At 61.7% G+C, this 16,053-nt stretch carries 14 protein-coding genes and 1 tRNA gene; all 15 read right to left on the bottom strand.

Annotated elements, in window-relative coordinates; genetic code table 11:
• Positions 1–754: 754 nt before the first annotated feature.
• A tRNA-Ala gene (locus tag NUW23_01520) sits at positions 755–830 on the bottom strand.
• Positions 831–1,043: 213 nt separating this feature from the next.
• Entirely contained in the window at positions 1,044–1,433 is a 390-nt protein-coding gene (gene rsfS / locus NUW23_01515) for a ribosome silencing factor (GenBank protein ID MCR4424857.1), read from the bottom strand.
• On the bottom strand, positions 1,433–2,065 hold the full coding sequence (gene yqeK / locus NUW23_01510) for a bis(5'-nucleosyl)-tetraphosphatase (symmetrical) YqeK (protein ID MCR4424856.1): 633 nt from the start codon (positions 2,063–2,065) through the stop codon (positions 1,433–1,435). Before yqeK ends, rsfS begins: the two co-directional genes overlap by 1 nt.
• Positions 2,066–2,166: 101 nt before the next feature.
• Positions 2,167–2,424: an RNA-binding protein gene (locus tag NUW23_01505; GenBank protein MCR4424855.1), complete on the bottom strand. Its 258-nt coding sequence runs from the start codon at positions 2,422–2,424 to the stop codon at positions 2,167–2,169.
• Between the two features lie 12 nt (positions 2,425–2,436).
• Positions 2,437–3,096: a nicotinate-nucleotide adenylyltransferase gene (gene nadD, locus NUW23_01500; protein ID MCR4424854.1), complete on the bottom strand. Its 660-nt coding sequence runs from the start codon at positions 3,094–3,096 to the stop codon at positions 2,437–2,439.
• Positions 3,097–3,111: 15 nt separating this feature from the next.
• Positions 3,112–4,437 (bottom strand): GTPase ObgE, encoded by a 1,326-nt coding sequence (gene obgE, locus NUW23_01495; GenBank protein MCR4424853.1) that lies wholly within the window; start codon positions 4,435–4,437, stop codon positions 3,112–3,114.
• Entirely contained in the window at positions 4,419–5,321 is a 903-nt protein-coding gene (locus NUW23_01490; GenBank protein ID MCR4424852.1) for a Spo0B domain-containing protein, read from the bottom strand. Before NUW23_01490 ends, obgE begins: the two co-directional genes overlap by 19 nt.
• Positions 5,322–5,694: 373 nt before the next feature.
• Positions 5,695–6,396 (bottom strand): CPBP family intramembrane metalloprotease, encoded by a 702-nt coding sequence (locus tag NUW23_01485; protein ID MCR4424851.1) that lies wholly within the window; start codon positions 6,394–6,396, stop codon positions 5,695–5,697.
• A complete protein-coding gene (locus NUW23_01480; GenBank protein ID MCR4424850.1) occupies positions 6,393–7,715 on the bottom strand; it encodes a radical SAM protein in 1,323 nt (440 codons plus the stop codon). Before NUW23_01480 ends, NUW23_01485 begins: the two co-directional genes overlap by 4 nt.
• 342 nt (positions 7,716–8,057) lie before the next feature.
• Positions 8,058–8,264: a LuxR C-terminal-related transcriptional regulator gene (locus NUW23_01475; GenBank protein ID MCR4424849.1), complete on the bottom strand. Its 207-nt coding sequence runs from the start codon at positions 8,262–8,264 to the stop codon at positions 8,058–8,060.
• Between the two features lie 417 nt (positions 8,265–8,681).
• Entirely contained in the window at positions 8,682–10,019 is a 1,338-nt protein-coding gene (gene ssnA, locus NUW23_01470; GenBank protein ID MCR4424848.1) for a putative aminohydrolase SsnA, read from the bottom strand.
• Positions 10,016–10,477: a (2Fe-2S)-binding protein gene (locus NUW23_01465; protein MCR4424847.1), complete on the bottom strand. Its 462-nt coding sequence runs from the start codon at positions 10,475–10,477 to the stop codon at positions 10,016–10,018. Before NUW23_01465 ends, ssnA begins: the two co-directional genes overlap by 4 nt.
• Complete coding sequence (locus tag NUW23_01460; protein MCR4424846.1) at positions 10,474–11,427, bottom strand: xanthine dehydrogenase family protein subunit M; 954 nt, start codon at positions 11,425–11,427, stop codon at positions 10,474–10,476. Before NUW23_01460 ends, NUW23_01465 begins: the two co-directional genes overlap by 4 nt.
• Positions 11,424–13,766, bottom strand: a complete 2,343-nt coding sequence (locus tag NUW23_01455; GenBank protein MCR4424845.1) for a xanthine dehydrogenase family protein molybdopterin-binding subunit — start codon at positions 13,764–13,766, stop codon at positions 11,424–11,426. Before NUW23_01455 ends, NUW23_01460 begins: the two co-directional genes overlap by 4 nt.
• 4 nt (positions 13,767–13,770) lie before the next feature.
• A complete protein-coding gene (locus tag NUW23_01450) occupies positions 13,771–16,047 on the bottom strand; it encodes a molybdopterin-dependent oxidoreductase (protein MCR4424844.1) in 2,277 nt (758 codons plus the stop codon).
• Between the last annotated feature and the right edge of the window lie 6 nt (positions 16,048–16,053).

Below are 16,053 nucleotides of genomic sequence, written 5' to 3'. Positions count from 1 at the left end.
GGCGGCGGAGGACCTCCGCCGCCATGCCATCAGGACCAGCTGCCCCCCGGTTTCGCTCCACTCGCTTGAGGGCTGCCTTCGCATTGGCCGGTTCAATGATGAGTTCCATCACTCCCCCAGATCTCCCGCAGGGTCGCTCCATGCTTCGCGCCGAAGAGGAACTAGGCGCTCCCGCGGCCCCTTGCGGATTCGCCGCATCCTTCCGCAGGCAGCTCCATTGCGGGATATTCGGCTGTCGGCGTCCCTCTCTCGAGCTCGGCATTTCACACCCTCGTCTCACGTTCGGCCCTTCCCCGGACGCGGCGCCGCCTCCGGGTAGTATGGCCTCTGCTGACTCCTGCCGGTTCAGCCGCGCCTTCCGACGCGGGTTGCCGGATTCTCCAGCGTTCCCGGCAGGCCTCCCTGGATAAGGACTATGTCTTTCCCTCCATCTACCCGCCCCATCTACCCTGGGCAGCCTTCGGCGGCAAGGACTTCGCTTTGCTAGGCAAGCTCATCCAACTGTCCCTGGCCTTGTATGGGGTTTCTGTTCGTCGGGCCGGAGGTTTGCCGCCGGCTTCCTTCAGATTCCGCCTCGCGGCGGACACCCTTGCCTTGAGCTATGGCTACTGCCGCCTTCGCCGCTCGGGACTTTCACCCTGTAGACATAGCTCCATGCCAGGCGTACCCAGAAAAACCCCTGGCAGATCAACTGCCAGGGGCGAATCTCTGTTCGCGGTACCACCCTGGTACGCACGCCACCCATACATGAGAATGGTGGAGCTGAAGGGGATCGAACCCTCGACCTCTTGAATGCCATTCAAGCGCTCTCCCAGCTGAGCTACAGCCCCACTAAATGCGTGGCGCATCTTTGAAACCGTATAACGGTGAGTCCCGTCGCGAGCTACTGAGAAGTTCACCCGCGCCGCTCCGAGGCGAGTTTGGAACCTCGAGGCTGCCGGATCGCACCCTCCTCCGGCTCTCTTGGAGCCCGTCAGGCCCTACTGCTCCTCTTCATAGCGTTTCCGTTTCCTATTTTCAAGTCAGCTTTGATTATACCGGCCCTAGTCGGACGCGTCAACCCCCTGACCTGCTTCGTGATATGTTCCTTCCAGATCGAGTACAGGGGCGTCCCCCCACAGGCGCTCCAGATCGTAGTAGCGCCGCTCCGTTTCACCGAAGATATGCACCACTACGTCACCCCAATCCATCAGCACCCACCCGGAATCGTCTGAGCCCTCCCGGTGCTTGAGGGTGAGCCCCTGGGTTTCCAGGACACGGGTCACCTCCTCCCTCACCGCCCTTGCGTGTGCCTGTGTACGAACACTGCAAAGGACAAAGAAGTCTGCCATGAGCGATACCCCGGAGATGTCCAGGGCCACAGTGTCCTCCGCCTTTTTGTCGATCGCAGCCTGGGCCGCGGCCCGTGCATGTGCTTCGGCGGCAAGTGGCATTATTCGCTCTCCCCTCCGGCCTTCCTCAGCTGGCAACGTTGGTAGCCTTTACTCTCCACCGAGGCGAGCAGTGCGTTTCTCGCGAGCACCGTTGAAGGGTCGATCTGCCTGCCTGTGTTGATCAGATGCCTTATTGTGCAATCGAACCCAAGGAGTAAGGCAGTGTCCAGATCCTCCTGAGCGGCCCTGCGGATCGATTCCACCCCTGGGAAAGCCCTACCGGGTTCCGTGTAGTCCGCCAGACAGACCACCTTGTCCTCCCTGGACATGGAAACCCCGCCCGTGGTGTGCAGGCCGATTGCCTGCAACACACGACTGTCGCACACACCGAAACTCTCCATCGCGAGATGGGCACCGACAATCCCATGGAGCAACACTGGATCGGAGAGCCTGGTGTCCACCTTCGCCTGGCTCAACGCCCGGGCCTGAGCCAGGAGTTCCTCATGGGGGAGATCCCTTGCGCAATCGTGGAGCAAACCTGCCAGTGCGCAGACCTCCTCATTCGCCCCAAACCGGAGCGCGAGACGGCGTGCCTCTTCTTCCACCCTGAGTGAGTGCTGGTAACGGGAAGGAGTCACCATGGAAGCAAGTCGCCGACATATCTCGTCCCTGGACACCCTGTGCCCGCCCACCTGCCTTCCGCCGGTACAAGAGCAACAACCATACACCACATAATAGCACATCGCCCCCTGGGGTTCCATCCCGGGAGGCGATGCCTCTGTACCTTGAAGGGCTAGATTCTGCCGGGCTTCTCTTTAGCCTCGTTCACGGTTATCTCCCTGCCCCCCACAAGGGTGCGGTCGAGAGACCTGATGATGGGCTCTACGTCATCGTTGGCGACCTCGACGAACCCGAACCCGCGAGACCTGCCAGTCTCACGGTCCGTTATGATCCTGCTCGCGATCACCTCGGCATAGGGCGAGAAAACCTGCTCGAGTTCTTGCTCGCTGAACGCCCACGGAAGATTCCCGACATAGAGTGTCTTGCTCATGCCAGCACCTCGCTATCGATCGTAGTGTGCCGCGCGGTCATGGCCGTTATGCGCAGGGCCGGCGTTTCGTTCGTCCTGGTACAGGCCAGCCTTGTAGATGTAGTTGGACACACTCTCAGGAAGCAGGTACCGTATGGGCCGTCCTTCTCTCACTCGCCTGCGGATATCAGTGGATGATATGGCCAAGGCTGGAACCTCGAAGAATTGAATGCGAGAGGCGTAGATCCCGAAGGTCTCCTCAACTCTATCCACGGGGAGGGTGTAGCCTGGCCTCGTGGCTGCGACGAAATCGCACAACTGAAGAAGAGTATGCGCGTCTTTCCACCCGAATATTTCGAGAATGGCGTCCGCACCGGTAATGAAATAGAGTTTGGTGTCGTCGGGATACAGCTCGCGGAATGCCCGCACTGTGTCGACGGCGTAGGAAGGGCCGGGCCTGTCCGTCTCAATGGAAGACACCTCGAAATGCGGATTGGACATGGTAGCAAGTACTGTCATCATGTACCTGTCAGCTGCGGAGGATATTCGCTGTCCGAGCTTGTGAGGGGGCTGGCCGGAAGGAACGAAAACCACGCGGTTGAGAGAGTAGCGAAAGAAGGCTTCCTCTGCCGTCACGAGGTGGCCGTAGTGTATAGGATCGAACGTCCCGCCCATTATGGCGACGCGCTGCATCTCAACACCGTCCCGTCATTGCTTCATGGCGGCGTAGGACTCCACGAACTCGAACTCCACATCACCGATTCGGACCGTGTCACCCTCAACCATACCCGCCTCGCGAAGGGAATCTATGATCCCGGCGCGCACAAGCATCATGTAGAACCGCTTCAGGGCATCCTCATTCGCTATGTTCGTTCGTCGGCAGAGACTCTCGACGCCCTCTCCTGAGACCACATAGACATCGCCGTCCCGTGAGACGGAGACATCGCGGAGCCGCGGACGGCGAACCGTATAACGCCTTGGGGGCGCGGTGACGTTCTCGGTCTCTGCCTTCCCTGTGGCTGTCTCTTCGATTTCCGCCAGGCGCGCGGCAATGACATAGAGGAGATGGTCTACACCCTCTCCCGTCAGCCCCGATATCCTGTGCACTGGAGTCCCACGCTGCCCCATGGTAGCGTGGAACTCCGCCGCACGCTCGACGGCGCCGGGAACGTCTATCTTGTTGGCTACCACAACCTCGGGTTTCGCCCCGAGGCCAGCCCCGTACTCCTGATCATACTGGGCGAGTTCCCGCCTTATGGAATCATAGTCCTCCACTGGAGACCGCTCGACCGTCCCAGATACATCCACCAGATGCACCAGGAGCCTTGTGCGCATCACATGCCTGAGGAACTCGTGCCCCAGCCCCGCCCCCCGAGAGGCGCCCTCGATCAGACCGGGGATGTCGGCAACCACGAAACTGGTACCTGCGGCTTCTACCACCCCGAGCACCGGGCTGAGCGTAGTGAAGGGATAGTCCGCAATCTTGGGCCGAGCGGCTGATATGCGCGCGAGGAGAGTAGACTTTCCGGCATTCGGGTACCCGACAAGACCGACATCAGCAAGGACCCGCAGTTCGAATACGAGGTCTCTCTCCTCGCCCGGCTCACCTTTCTCGGCGAACCGCGGGGTCTGCCGGACCGAGTTCGCAAACCTGGCGTTTCCCCTGCCCCCGCGACCCCCGCGGGCCAACACAGCCCTTTGCCCAGGGGACACAAGGTCCGAGATAACCTCGCCTGTCGCGCGGTCCCTGATCACGGTCCCGACAGGGACACCTACTACCAGATCCGCGCCGTCGGCCCCGAACATCTTGTTGACCCCGCCCCGGCCGCCGGAGCCCGCGCGAAGGTGCTTCTGGTATCTGAAGTCCATCAGCGTCCGAAGCGACTGGTCGGCCACGGCCACAACGTCCCCGCCGCGTCCCCCGTCCCCACCGGCAGGCCCACCCCTCGGGACGAACTTCTCGCGTCTGAATGCCACAGCCCCGTCGCCGCCGTCTCCAGCTTTCGCGTGGACCTCTACATAGTCGACGAACATGCCCCTGTTCCTCTCTTGGTAGCCGCGTTCCCTGCTCTCGGCAGTCTGACCAGGAATGAGTTGCCGCCTCTTGTGGACGTGCGAACCTTTATGGTCCCACCCAACTCTTCGGCCAGATGCCTGGAGGTGAACAGGCCCAGGCCGCTGCCTTTCCCGTCCTTGGTTGTGAACCCTTTCTGGAAGAGATGGGTGAGGACCTCCCGTGGAATGGGCCCGCCACTGTCCCACACCTCGAAATCGACAAATCCACCGGCTTCACGCACCAGAAGCCTGATGGACTTGGCACCATCATACTCGGTGAGGGCATCTATTGCGTTGTCCAGCAGGTTCCCAAGAATGGTGGCGAGCTTGAACGGTGGAACCGGAAGCAAATCCAGGTTCGCCGACACCTCACAAGAGGCATCAATGCCTTTTGCTTGTGCCAGCATGAACTTGGCCCCCAACAAGGCCCCAAGCTCCGGATAACGCGCGAGCCCAGGCCACGCCCCGCCCATCAGGACATCACTGCTCACAGAGAGTATGTAATCCTGAGCCTTTTGTATCTTGCCCAGCTGCAGGAGCCCATATATGACCTGCAGGTGGTTGACAAAGCCGTGGCGCTGGACTCGTAGATTGGTTACAACTTCCTCAGTGTTCTCAACCTGCATCGATTTCAATGAGTCCACGGACTCCCTCGCGGAACCCCGGGCGTAACTCCACAGAACCAGCATCGCGCACGACATCAGGACAAAGCCCGCGGCGGTCAACCAGACGCAGATCCAGGCTGGACGTCGGGCGGGTTGGCCGGCCCGGGGGACCAGAGCAAGAAGCGCAATCCCCGTAAGAACTGTGGACAGACCGAGCAAGGCCAGAACCAAGCTGATCGCTCGACGGCGGGCCTCCATCCACGCGACAACCCCTCAACCCTAGACTTATCGTGGAGTTGGTGCCGAAAGCTGCTATAATTGTTCATTCGACAGCTTGTTCCCATAATCCTTCTTCTGCCATGCCGCAGAACCTTGGTGCGAACCGCTCAGAATGCCTGCCGCCTCCACAAGGCCTCTGGGCACAGACGGCGACGAATCACCCAACGCCCACGCCATCGAGAAGGAACGGCATGCGTTCCAGGCCAACCGCTCACGGCGGGCACGGTCGGACGCGTGCCGAGCCCGGTCGAGGAAAGCCCTACCCAGCATGGCAAACACCTGGCCAATGTGCAACTTCTGTTCCCCCTCCCCTGGACCGCTCCAACCTGCCCTCAAGCAGTCGATGGGACCGTCACGCCGAGGCGCGCTCACTTGCCCTTCGCGATACCGCGATCAGAAGCGCCCCGTAGTTCAGACTCCAGTGGATAACCCAGGGCCCCATCAGGCTATCCTCCAGGTGCGCGATGAACCCGAGGACCACTCCGGCTGCGGTGGGCATCAAGGTCGCGTACACCACTACCGGCCCGGGGGCACGCCGGACAGCCATGGGAAGCCAGTGGACCGCACCGAACAGTAAAGCCTGCCCGATCAGGGCGGCACCGTGCCCAGCCACAGTCTCGACCGCCTCCGAGATGATCCCTCGAAACAGCAACTCCTCGAGGAATGCACCGGAGGAGGTGAACAGCAGCCCAAGAAGGGCGGCACGCCCCGTCGAGAGGTGCCTGAGCGCGAGGTAAGCGCCGCCGGGGTTGACGCCGGCCCTCACCATCCAGCGACCGTGCCGCCGTGTTAGCCAGATGTGAATGCACTCGTTCGTCACCAACATGACCAACGCGACCAGCCCCCACCTCACAATGTGCGCCCGGCCAATATGGGTTCCGGTCACTTTCCAGACGGCACCAGGGTCTGAGCCTGTCGCGGCCCACGTAAGACACATGATTAACCCGAGAAGCACATCCCCGCCGTCCACCTGAGTGCTCCCCCCACGCCTGCCGCAAAGGGCCCGGGACGCCACTGACAGCCCAAGAACCCCGTAGAGCCACGCGGAACTCACTGTAAGGCCGCCCAGGCGTGTTTGAGGTTTTCCTCTGTCCCCCGAGAGTCGTCCCAGGGCCATACGACGGCCTCCAGGAAGGCACGGTAGGACTCGCACATCGGGTCCCGGCCGGCCAAGTCTCCTGCGGCAAGGGCGGAGGCCCTGCAGCCGCCCGCACACAGGTACCTGACCTTGCACTCCGAGCATCCTTTCAAAGAGTCGACACCGGGGATACTCCAGGGCGACCCGGCCCCAGCACAGGAGAGGACCTCGTCGAAGGATACACCGAACTCGTCCGACATGAGCAGGTGACACGGATACACCGTTCCCCAGGCAGACACGGCAAGAATGAGGGTCCCCGCCCCACAGGCGGTCCTCGGCACAATCCCCAGAACGTCGTCAAGACTGGCCCCAGCTGGAATGAGACCAGCACGGTACGCGCGCAGGAGGTAGGACAGCAAGGCACGGGCAAAAGCTGACGGTTCTCTCCTGGAGTGCCTGGGTGTGCACCGCCCTCTGCCCACCTCCATAAAAAGGCTTGAATGAAAACCCGCCCCGAACTCCCGGGCGAGAGAGGTCAGGCGGTCCGGGTCGAAGGTGGCTGGGTCCACCATGGTGGCGACAAGCTCTATGGAAGCGACACCCGCCCGTGCCAATGTGGCGAGTCCACCCAGGGCACGCGCGAATGAACCCGGGCCTCTGACGCGGTCATTCTCCCCGGGGTCTGAGGAGTCGATACTCACCTGCACCCGGATGTCGAAGCTGGCGATGGCCCGCGCGAGGGCAGGAGATATAGAAGTGCCGTTGGTGGCCAGGGTCACCATAGGGGCGACGGACCGTGCCATCTCGAGCAGGTCAGGAAGGTCGTCCCTGAGAGAGGGCTCGCCCCCTGTCAGAACCAACTCCCGTGGACGCAACTCTACAATCCTGCTCATGGTGTCCAGGGCAACCTCGGTTGGAGCATCGCGGCCTGATAGGTCTCCTCGGTAGCAGGTGGTGCAGGCAAGATTGCAGCGTTCACACACAGACAGGAACACTTTGGGCCTCGGGGCGACCTCCTCCGCCCGAGCGACGGTCGGGGCGCAAGATATCAATCCCCGCGCAGCCATGTCCCGCACGAAGCCCTGTATCTCGTCCCCTGAGGCCCCGAAAGCAGTACTGACCCGATTCACGAGGGTTGGGAGGTCCTCTCCAGCATCATTCTGGCACACAGCCCCTGCCACTGGCGACAGCTTGGCCCATGTTCCGAGCCCTGGGTTCATCACAAGCCACGCTGACTCCGATTTGATGACCCTGGCGCCGGGATGGAGAGTCCATACTGTCTGGGGTTCGTCCATCGCGCCACACCTCACAAGAAGAGTGTTGGGGGGCGGGGACCAGTGCGCGAAACGGCCCCCGCCGAGCCTGGTTGGAGTGGAGGTCCCTCTGGGAAGTCATCCGATCGTTATGAAGTGCCCCCAGAGTGGAAACGAGATGCAGAAGCTGTTGATGGAGACGTTGACCCGGGCCTTGCGACCTGCGAGAACCCTGAACACTCCCGCTCACCTCCTCCCGTTGCGCGCCACGGGTGACGGCCCTCCAGCGCGGTGGTGCTTGCAGGCAAATCATACCATTCACGTCGAATCCACTACCATTGCCTGAACGGGTGAATTGTGAGGCGGAATGCGCCCGTGTGAGGATCAGATGAGTCCTGCTTCGAGAGCCCTTCGCACCGCGGAGCTTCTGGTCCCCACACCCAACTTCTGAAAGATCGAGCGCACATGGGTCTTAACCGTATTGACCGAGATGAAGAGTTCCCGCGCGATCGCACGGTTCGTCTTGCCCTCCGCGAGCAGGGCCATGACGGTTTTCTCAGCTCTGGTGAGCCTCGGACGCAGGATATCCAGACAGGGGGCAGAAGCCTTACCCGGCCTCTCCACAACCTGAACGTCCGAGCCACCCCGGACTGCAGGTGGGTTGATGTACAAGAGAATGATCCCCCGGCCTCGCCCCGGCGAACCGGGCTGTAAGGGTTCTAGCCCACCGAGCCCTGCAGCGACCAAAGCTGATATGTCGTGTCCGGACTCGGGCAGCGGCCTCAGCGCCGCTTCCATCACACAAGCGATGGGGCGAGGCTCGACTCCCGGCCCAGGGTCTGGCGTGGACTCATACATGCGGGGCCCTCCTTCCAAAAATCTCCGTTATTGGTAGTATGAGTATATCACCTCGGCCGGCTGCGGTCAACTGAAGGCGAAATAGATGGAAACACCCCGGTCCGCATGACCGGGGTCCCCATCACCTTGCTTGTTCTGCAACTCTTCCTGCTACAACCTATCCCACAGTCTCCTCGCAAGTTCACGGGATCTGGCAGCCATCTCCTCCTCATCCAGGGTGGTGAGCTTCCTCCGTCTCATGAGGAACTTCCCTCCCACCATGGTGCTGTCAACCATCCCTCCGGATACGCCAAAGAGGATGTGGCTGTACCAGTTGTGTTCGGTCATGGGTGTCGGCGGCCTGTAATCCACCACTATGAGGTCGGCATAAGCACCTGGGGTCAGAACGCCCAAGGGGGTTTGCCAGTACTTCGCAAGGATGCGAGAGTTGTTGGAAAAGGCCATGGCCGGGACTTCTGACCAGGCGGCCTGCGGGTCTGCCTCCTTGAGTTTGTGCAGGCAGTTGGCCACTTTGATGGTTTCAAACATGTCGGTGGTGTACCCATCGGTCCCCATCCCCACAGTCACATCCCGCTTGATCATCTCGAGGACCGGGGCAACCCCCACGGCATTGCCCATGTTGGACTCCGGGTTGTGCACCACGTTCGCGCCTCTTGTCCGAAGGATCTCCATCTCCTCCGGGCAAACGTGAACACAGTGGATCGCCAGCGCCTTCTTGTTCCAAATCCCGAAACCGTCCAGTCGCTTCACCACTGGCATACCGTGATGGCGAACGCTGTCCACAAGGTCCTCAATGCCCTCGGCCGTGTGAATGTGGAACCCCGCTTCCCGCGCCTCGGAAAGCTCAGCACACCTTCTGAGTGTTTCGTCGGAAAGCGTAAACGACGCGTGCAGCCCAAAGGTCGCGCGCAGGCGGGTGGACTTCGTCCGGTTACACCTTTCGATGAACCTCAGATTCTCGGCGATGCCCTCCTTTGTCGCTCGCGCCCCGTCACGGTCGGATACTTCGTAGGCGAGAGAAGCCCTGATGCCGGTCTTTTCGACCGCGTCAGCGATGATGTCCAACGACCCCGGGATGCAGTTCGGGCTGGAGTGATGGTCCAGTATGGTGGTGGTCCCGTTCTTGACACACCAGATCAAGGGCATGACAGCACTCATCCATACGTCCTCAGGGCCCAGCGCTCTGTCCAGACGCCACCAAAGTCTTTCCAGTATCTGCCCGAAAGTCCTGGCGGGTTCGCCAGGGAGCGGGATCCCCCGGGCGAACGTGCTGTACAGGTGCATGTGAGTACAGGTCATGCCGGGCATCACTAGCTTCCCGTCAACTCCCGTAAATCGGGCATCCGGGTATCTCTGCCTCAACTCAGCCGTGGTCCCGATGTCCACGATGAATTCGCCGGAGATGGCCACAGCCCCGTTCTCTATCACCCTCGGCTCTTCGCCCAACGTCAGGACGACTGCGTTCCCGATCACGAGTCTCGCCTTCATTGACGTCCCCCCGCTACTGACTCGATGGCTCTCACTATCTGTTCGTACCCAGTGCACCTGCAAAGGTTCCCCGAGATCGCCTTTCGTATCTCGTCCCTACTAGGGTTGGGATTCCGATCGAGGAGGGCTTTCGCCGATAGGAGCATGCCGGGAGTGCAGAACCCACACTGCACCGCCCCGTGATCGATGAAGGCCTGTTGGAGCGGGTGGAGTGCCTCGCCACATGCAAGCCCCTCCACGGTAGTGATCTCCGCCTCTTGACACGAAGTGGTGAGGACCAGGCACGAGTTCACCGCCAGCCCGTTCAGGATGACCGTGCACGCGCCGCACTCTCCTATCCCGCACCCTTCCTTCGTGCCTGTCAGGCGTAGCCTGGTCCGGAGAGTGTCAACGAGCCTTTCATCATCTGGCACATCCACCGACACCGCAGTCGCGTTAACCGAGAATTTCACTCTCACCTGGCCCACGCTGAACCCTCCTCCCTGCCCAAGCACTTCATGATCGTCCTGGCCACCAAGGTGGAAAGAACCGGGTGTTTGTAGTCCGTGGACCACCTGACTCCAGTCACCCGCACCATCTCGAGAGCGGCCTTCTCTCCTGCCTCTCTGGCAGCCTCGGCATCAGGCACTCTCCCCACGAGAACCTCTTCGGCCGCGCCGATCCTGACGGGTCTCGGGAATGCCGCCCCGGCGGATATCCGAGCTTCCCTTACGGTTCCGTCCGGACCCGGCACCAGTGCCACCGCACACGAGAGCCTCGCAATTGCCATGGAACTCCTCCTGCCGAGCTTGGTGAAGGCCATTCTGGCACCCTGCGGCAGCTTCTGGAACTCCACCCTCGCGAGGATCTCATCCTCTCGAGCACAGGTCCGGTAGGGTCCGGTGACGAGTTCGGCCACTGCGAGCTCTCGTGTGCCGGACGGAGACACCAGAACCGCTCGGGCGTCCAACGCAACCAGCGCGGGGAGAGTGTCTGCGGCTGGCGAAGCATTCATTATGTTGCCGCCGATGGTGCCCCGGTTCCTGATCTGAACAGACCCCACGCTTTCGGACGCTACCGCCAGCATCGGGGCAAACCGCTTGATCTCCGTGGATTCCGCTACCTGTGTGTGTGTGCATGCGGCGCCGATGGAGACTATAAGCCCCTCGTGATCCCGGATGCCGCGGAGTTCCTGCAGACAAGATACATCCACAACCCACGCCCTGGTCCGTTCCGGCGACAGGTTGTCGATAGGAACTGCGCCCTGCTCCTCCGCACCCCTACTCCCCGCAGGGGGCCACTGTCCTCGCCTCACGGCGATCAGCAGATCGGTCCCTCCCGCAATGACTTTCGCCCACCCTGAGTGAGCAGAGAGAAACTCGCAGGCCTGAACAAGCCCGGCGGGCCGGAAGTAGTCAAACCTCGTCACCGCGCCTCACTCCCCCTTCCGCCGCGCATCGGTCTCAGCGACCGTCCGAGCAGGACCTTCTCCATGTCTATGGGCAGGTCTCTCACTCGTCTGCCACATGCGTGGGCAATGGCGTTGGCTATTGCGGCCGCCGCAAGCTCGCAGGTGGGCTCACCCACAGTCTTGGCTCCGTACGGCCCGTGAGAGTCAGGGTTCTCGATGATCAAAGGAACAACCTCAGGGACGTCCGAAGCTGTGGCAATCAGGTATTCGTCGAAGTTCTGTGTCTTGGTCCTCCCCGCGTCCAGCTCCACTTCCTCGAGCAGCGCGTAGCCTAGTCCCATCGCCACGCCTCCGAAGACCTGGCCCTGAACCATCTGAGGGTTTATGGCCCGGCCGACGTCATGGGCAGCGGTGATTCGCTCCACCACCACCTGCCCGGTCTCAGTGTCCACTGCGACCTCCGCCACCTGGCAGCCGTAGACGTAGGTGAAATAGGCGCGACCCTGTCCGGTTGCCTCGTCCCAGTCGACCTTGGGGGCCCCATACCACCCAAACTCCGCCATGAGCTTCCCTTCGTTCCATGCAAGCCCAACCGCTTCATCGAACTCCATTCCACGCTCGGGCTGCGCTCGGACGAAGATCCTATCACGCTCAGCGGCAAGTTCAGAAGGCGAACAGGAGAGAGCCTGGGCCGCTGCCTCGAACAGGGCCTGCCGTGCTTTGGCCGCTGCGATCCGGACTGCGTTCCCCCCCATGACCGTACTTCTCGAGGCTACTGTGGGACCACCGTCCGGGACCGTGGACGTGTCCGTGTCCATGAAGACGATCCTGCCCAGAGAGACTCCCAATTCTGTCGCGGCAATCTGAGAGAATATGGTCTTGAGCCCTTGCCCGTTCTCAGCCAGCCCCGAGAAGACCAGGACGCTTCCGTCAGTTTGCACTGACACGATCGCTCCCGTGGCATCCACACCCTCAGCACCCAAGCTGCACCCGCGGAAACTTGCGGCAAGGCCGATGCCCCGTTTGACTGGATTGCCGGCCGACAACTGGGGCAGGTTCCGGCGTTTCTCGGCATACCCCGCCTCCGTGGCCGCTTTCTCCATCACCTCGACCAGGGACACGGTGTGGTTGTCCAGGATTTGCCCTGTGGCGGTCACTGACCCCGCCCTGAACCCGTTCTTCATGCGCAGGGCGAGGGGGTCCATTCCGAGCTCGTCGGCGAGTTCGTCCATGAGAGACTCGTTGCCGAAGATCGCCTGAGGTGACCCAAATCCCCTCATGGCCCCTGTGTAGGTGTTGTTGGTGAAGACGGCTATGACGTCTGTCCGCACATTTGGTATCTCGTAAGGCCCCGTGGCCTGCACTGTCGAACGCCACGTCACGAAGGGGCTCATCGAAGCGTAGGCGCCCGCGTCTGCCACCATTCTGACCTGCATCGCCATGATCTTTCCATCGCGTTTCGCCCCGACTTTGTAGCTCATCACGTAGGGATGACGCTTGTACGACTCGATGAGTGATTCCTCGCGAGTGTTAACCATCTTCACAGGGCGTCCGGTGGCTCTCGCGAGAAGGGCGGCGCGGCCTGCCATGGCCGACATCACCTCATCCTTGCCTCCGAAGGATCCACCCATGTTGGTCTGGATTATCCTTACCCGAGCAAGGGGAAGCGCAAGCGCACCCGCGACGGCCCTGCGCGCGGAGAACGGGTTCTGGATGGACCCCCAGACCGTCACGGACCCACCAGGTCCGGGCATCGCCACTACGGCCTCGGGCTCGATGTAGGCGTGCTCTATCAGCGCGGTGCGGTATTCCCTCTCCAGGATCACGTCGGACTCCGCAAAACCCCGCTCCACATCTCCCTTTCTCACTGGATGATGCACGACCACGTTCCCCGGGTATTCCTCATGGATCACTGGCGCGGCGGGGGCCTGGGCTTCCTCCGGTGAGAAGACTGCCGGCAGCTCGGTATAGTCCACCCTCACAAGGCCGGCGGCCCTCTCGGCCTGATCCCGTGTCTCCGCAGCGACCAGGGCAAGGCCGTCGCCCAGGTACCTGACTCGCTCAGATGCAAGAAAGGGCTGATGCTGTATGACTACTCCGAAAGCATTGCGCCCGGGGATGTCGGCCGCGGTGAGAACAGCCACAACCCCAGGAGCCCGTCTCGCCTGTTCGGTGTGTATCGCGTTCACGACGGCGTGGGGGTAGCGCGCCCTGACCACCACTGCGTGAAGCATTCCGTCGAAGGAAAGATCCGCCCCGTAGACTGCAGCCCCGGTAACCTTGTCTCTTCCATCCACTCTGGGAGCTGGAGCGGAAACGGGAAACCAGGTCCCAGACCACCGCTGATGCCGTACCAATCGATCACCTCCGATTCTCCCGGTTCTCCCAGATCTTCGCCAACACTCGCTCCGCAGTGGCCGGTATCCTGTCCAGCCAGACACCGACTGCGTCTCTGATGGCTCCTGTGATCGCCGGGGCAACCGGAACCATCACCGCCTCACCTATTCCTTTCGCCCCAAAAGGCCCCGTGGGTTCGAGGACCTCGACGGCCCTGGTTTCCACTTCCGGAGTGTCCATGCTGGTGGGGACTATGTAGGTGGAGAAATTCGGCGTCTTCGTGATGCCGTCCTCGATGATCGTGTCCTCCATGAGGGCATACCCCATCCCCATGACCGCGCCGCCCTCGGACTGCCCGACGAGCCCCTGAGGATTCACGACCCGGCCGGCGTCGGTTATGGCCACTATGCGCAGGACCTCTGTCTCCCCGGTCATCTCGTCCACCTCCACCAGAGCGAGGTGGGTCACGTAGGAGTTGATGAGGTGTGGAAGACCCACCGCACCCTGAACCGGCTTGTCGGCGACAGGCCAGATGAACGCCCCGTCTGCAGAGATTTCGCGGCCTTCTGCGGAAACCATCGCCGCAAGCTCTGAGAACGAGACACGCCTTTCGCCGGCTCGCGCTGCTCCCGACTCGATCACCACACCCTCGGGTTCGACCCCGAGCACACGACCTGCCTCAGCCTGGAGTTTCTCTCTCATCTGTCGTGCAGCAAGGGATATAGCATTGCCCCCTGTGTAAACGGACCTCGACGCGGTGCAGCTCCCTGAGTCGGGCCCGAGGGCGGTGTCGCCCGTTATGACCGTCACATCCCCAATGCCGCATCCCAGAGATTCCGCTGCCATCTGCGCATATGTCGTGGAGTTTCCCTGCCCGATTTCGGGGCAGGAGAGCGACACCACGAACCTGCCTCCGGACACCAGGCGGATGAGGGCGGCACCATAGTCGGGAAGCCCCATCCCGAGGCCAGTGCCTTGCATCTGGACCGCCAGTCCAACCCCTCGCTTGCGCCACGGGGCGGATGACTCTTTCTTCAACTCCTCCCTGCGCACCCACAACTCGTGTCTGCCGGCTTCCTCAAGAGTGCGGGAGGTCCCGACCGCGTCTGCCATCGTGTGCCCGAGGGGCGACTTCTCCCCGCCCCTCAGTGCGTTCTGCTTCCTGATCTCGAGGCGGTCCATGCCCAGGGCGTCTGCAATCTTGTCCATCTGGGTCTCCATCGCGAAGGTGGCCTGCGGAACCCCGAATCCGCGAAACGCGCCTGACACACCGTTGTTCGTGTAGACGCAGAAGCCGGAGAGTGAGATGTTCGGGATCCGGTATACGCCGCAGCAGTTCTCAAGGCACAGGTTGGTGACAGGCCCGCCGAGCGAAGCGTAGGCGCCTGTGTCGGCGACGACCCGGGCCTCATGGGCAATCAAAGTGCCGTCGCGTAGGGCTCCTGTTTTCATGTAGATTTTCATCGGGTGGCGCTTCCACCCGGCGATGACTGACTCTTCACGGGAGAGGACTATCTTGACCGGCAGCCCGGTCGCCATCGCCCCGAGCGCCACAAGAATCTGCAGGGTGATTTCGTCTTTTCCCCCGAACGCCCCTCCAGCCGGAGTGGAGACTACACGGATCTGGGAAGGCTTCATCCTGAGGGACCTGGAGATCTGCATCTGGTCTCTGTAGGGGTGCTGGGATCCGCAGTAGACTGTGACTCCCCCACCCTTCTCAGGCACTCCCACTCCAGACTCAGGCTCAAGAAAGGCGTGCATCTGCCTGGGGGTATAGTACACGCCCTCCACCACCACATCAGCCTGGGCGAACCCTGCCTCGGTGTTGCCATTCTCCACATGCGTATGGAGATGGATGTTTCCGGGTTCGTGGACCATTGGGGAGTCCGCTGACATCGCGGCCTCTGCGTCGGTGACCACGGGTAGAGGGTCATACTCGATAGCGACCAGATCGAGGGCTGCCTCCGCCTCTCCCTCTGATTCAGCGATGATGAGTGCCACTGCGTCACCCATGTACCGGACCTTCTCGTGGCACAACACGGGCTGATCGGGGACAACGATTCCGTAGGCATTCAACCCCGGGACGTCACGCCAAGTGAGCACCCTGATCACCCCAGGGGCCTTTTCCGCCCTCGAGGTATCTATGGACTTGATCAGAGCATGCGGATGCCGACTCCGCAGCACGCGGCCGTAGACCATCCCCGGGAATACAAGGTCGCCCATGTACCTCTGAGACCCGGCGACTTTGTCAACAGCATCCACCCTAGCAACAGGTTTTCCAACCCACCTGAAGTCCCCCATGCCACA

The organism is Bacillota bacterium (genome assembly GCA_024655925.1).
In the GTDB taxonomy this organism is placed as follows: domain Bacteria; phylum Bacillota; class DTU025; order DTU025; family JANLFS01; genus JANLFS01.
Note: the sequence above shows the minus strand (reverse complement) of the source record. Positions and strands in the feature narration are given on the sequence as shown.

Excerpts from the sequence above, each read along its gene's own strand:
- nadD (MCR4424854.1), bottom strand. The coding sequence starts at position 3,096 with ATGCAGCGCGTCGCCATAATGGGCGGGACGTTCGATCCTATACACTAC.
- NUW23_01450 (MCR4424844.1), bottom strand. The coding sequence starts at position 16,047 with ATGGGGGACTTCAGGTGGGTTGGAAAACCTGTTGCTAGGGTGGATGCT.
- NUW23_01505 (MCR4424855.1), bottom strand. The coding sequence starts at position 2,424 with ATGAGCAAGACACTCTATGTCGGGAATCTTCCGTGGGCGTTCAGCGAG.
- rsfS (MCR4424857.1), bottom strand. The coding sequence starts at position 1,433 with ATGCCACTTGCCGCCGAAGCACATGCACGGGCCGCGGCCCAGGCTGCG.
- obgE (MCR4424853.1), bottom strand. The coding sequence starts at position 4,437 with ATGTTCGTCGACTATGTAGAGGTCCACGCGAAAGCTGGAGACGGCGGC.
- NUW23_01490 (MCR4424852.1), bottom strand. The coding sequence starts at position 5,321 with ATGGAGGCCCGCCGTCGAGCGATCAGCTTGGTTCTGGCCTTGCTCGGT.
- NUW23_01480 (MCR4424850.1), bottom strand. The coding sequence starts at position 7,715 with ATGGACGAACCCCAGACAGTATGGACTCTCCATCCCGGCGCCAGGGTC.
- ssnA (MCR4424848.1), bottom strand. The coding sequence starts at position 10,019 with ATGAAGGCGAGACTCGTGATCGGGAACGCAGTCGTCCTGACGTTGGGC.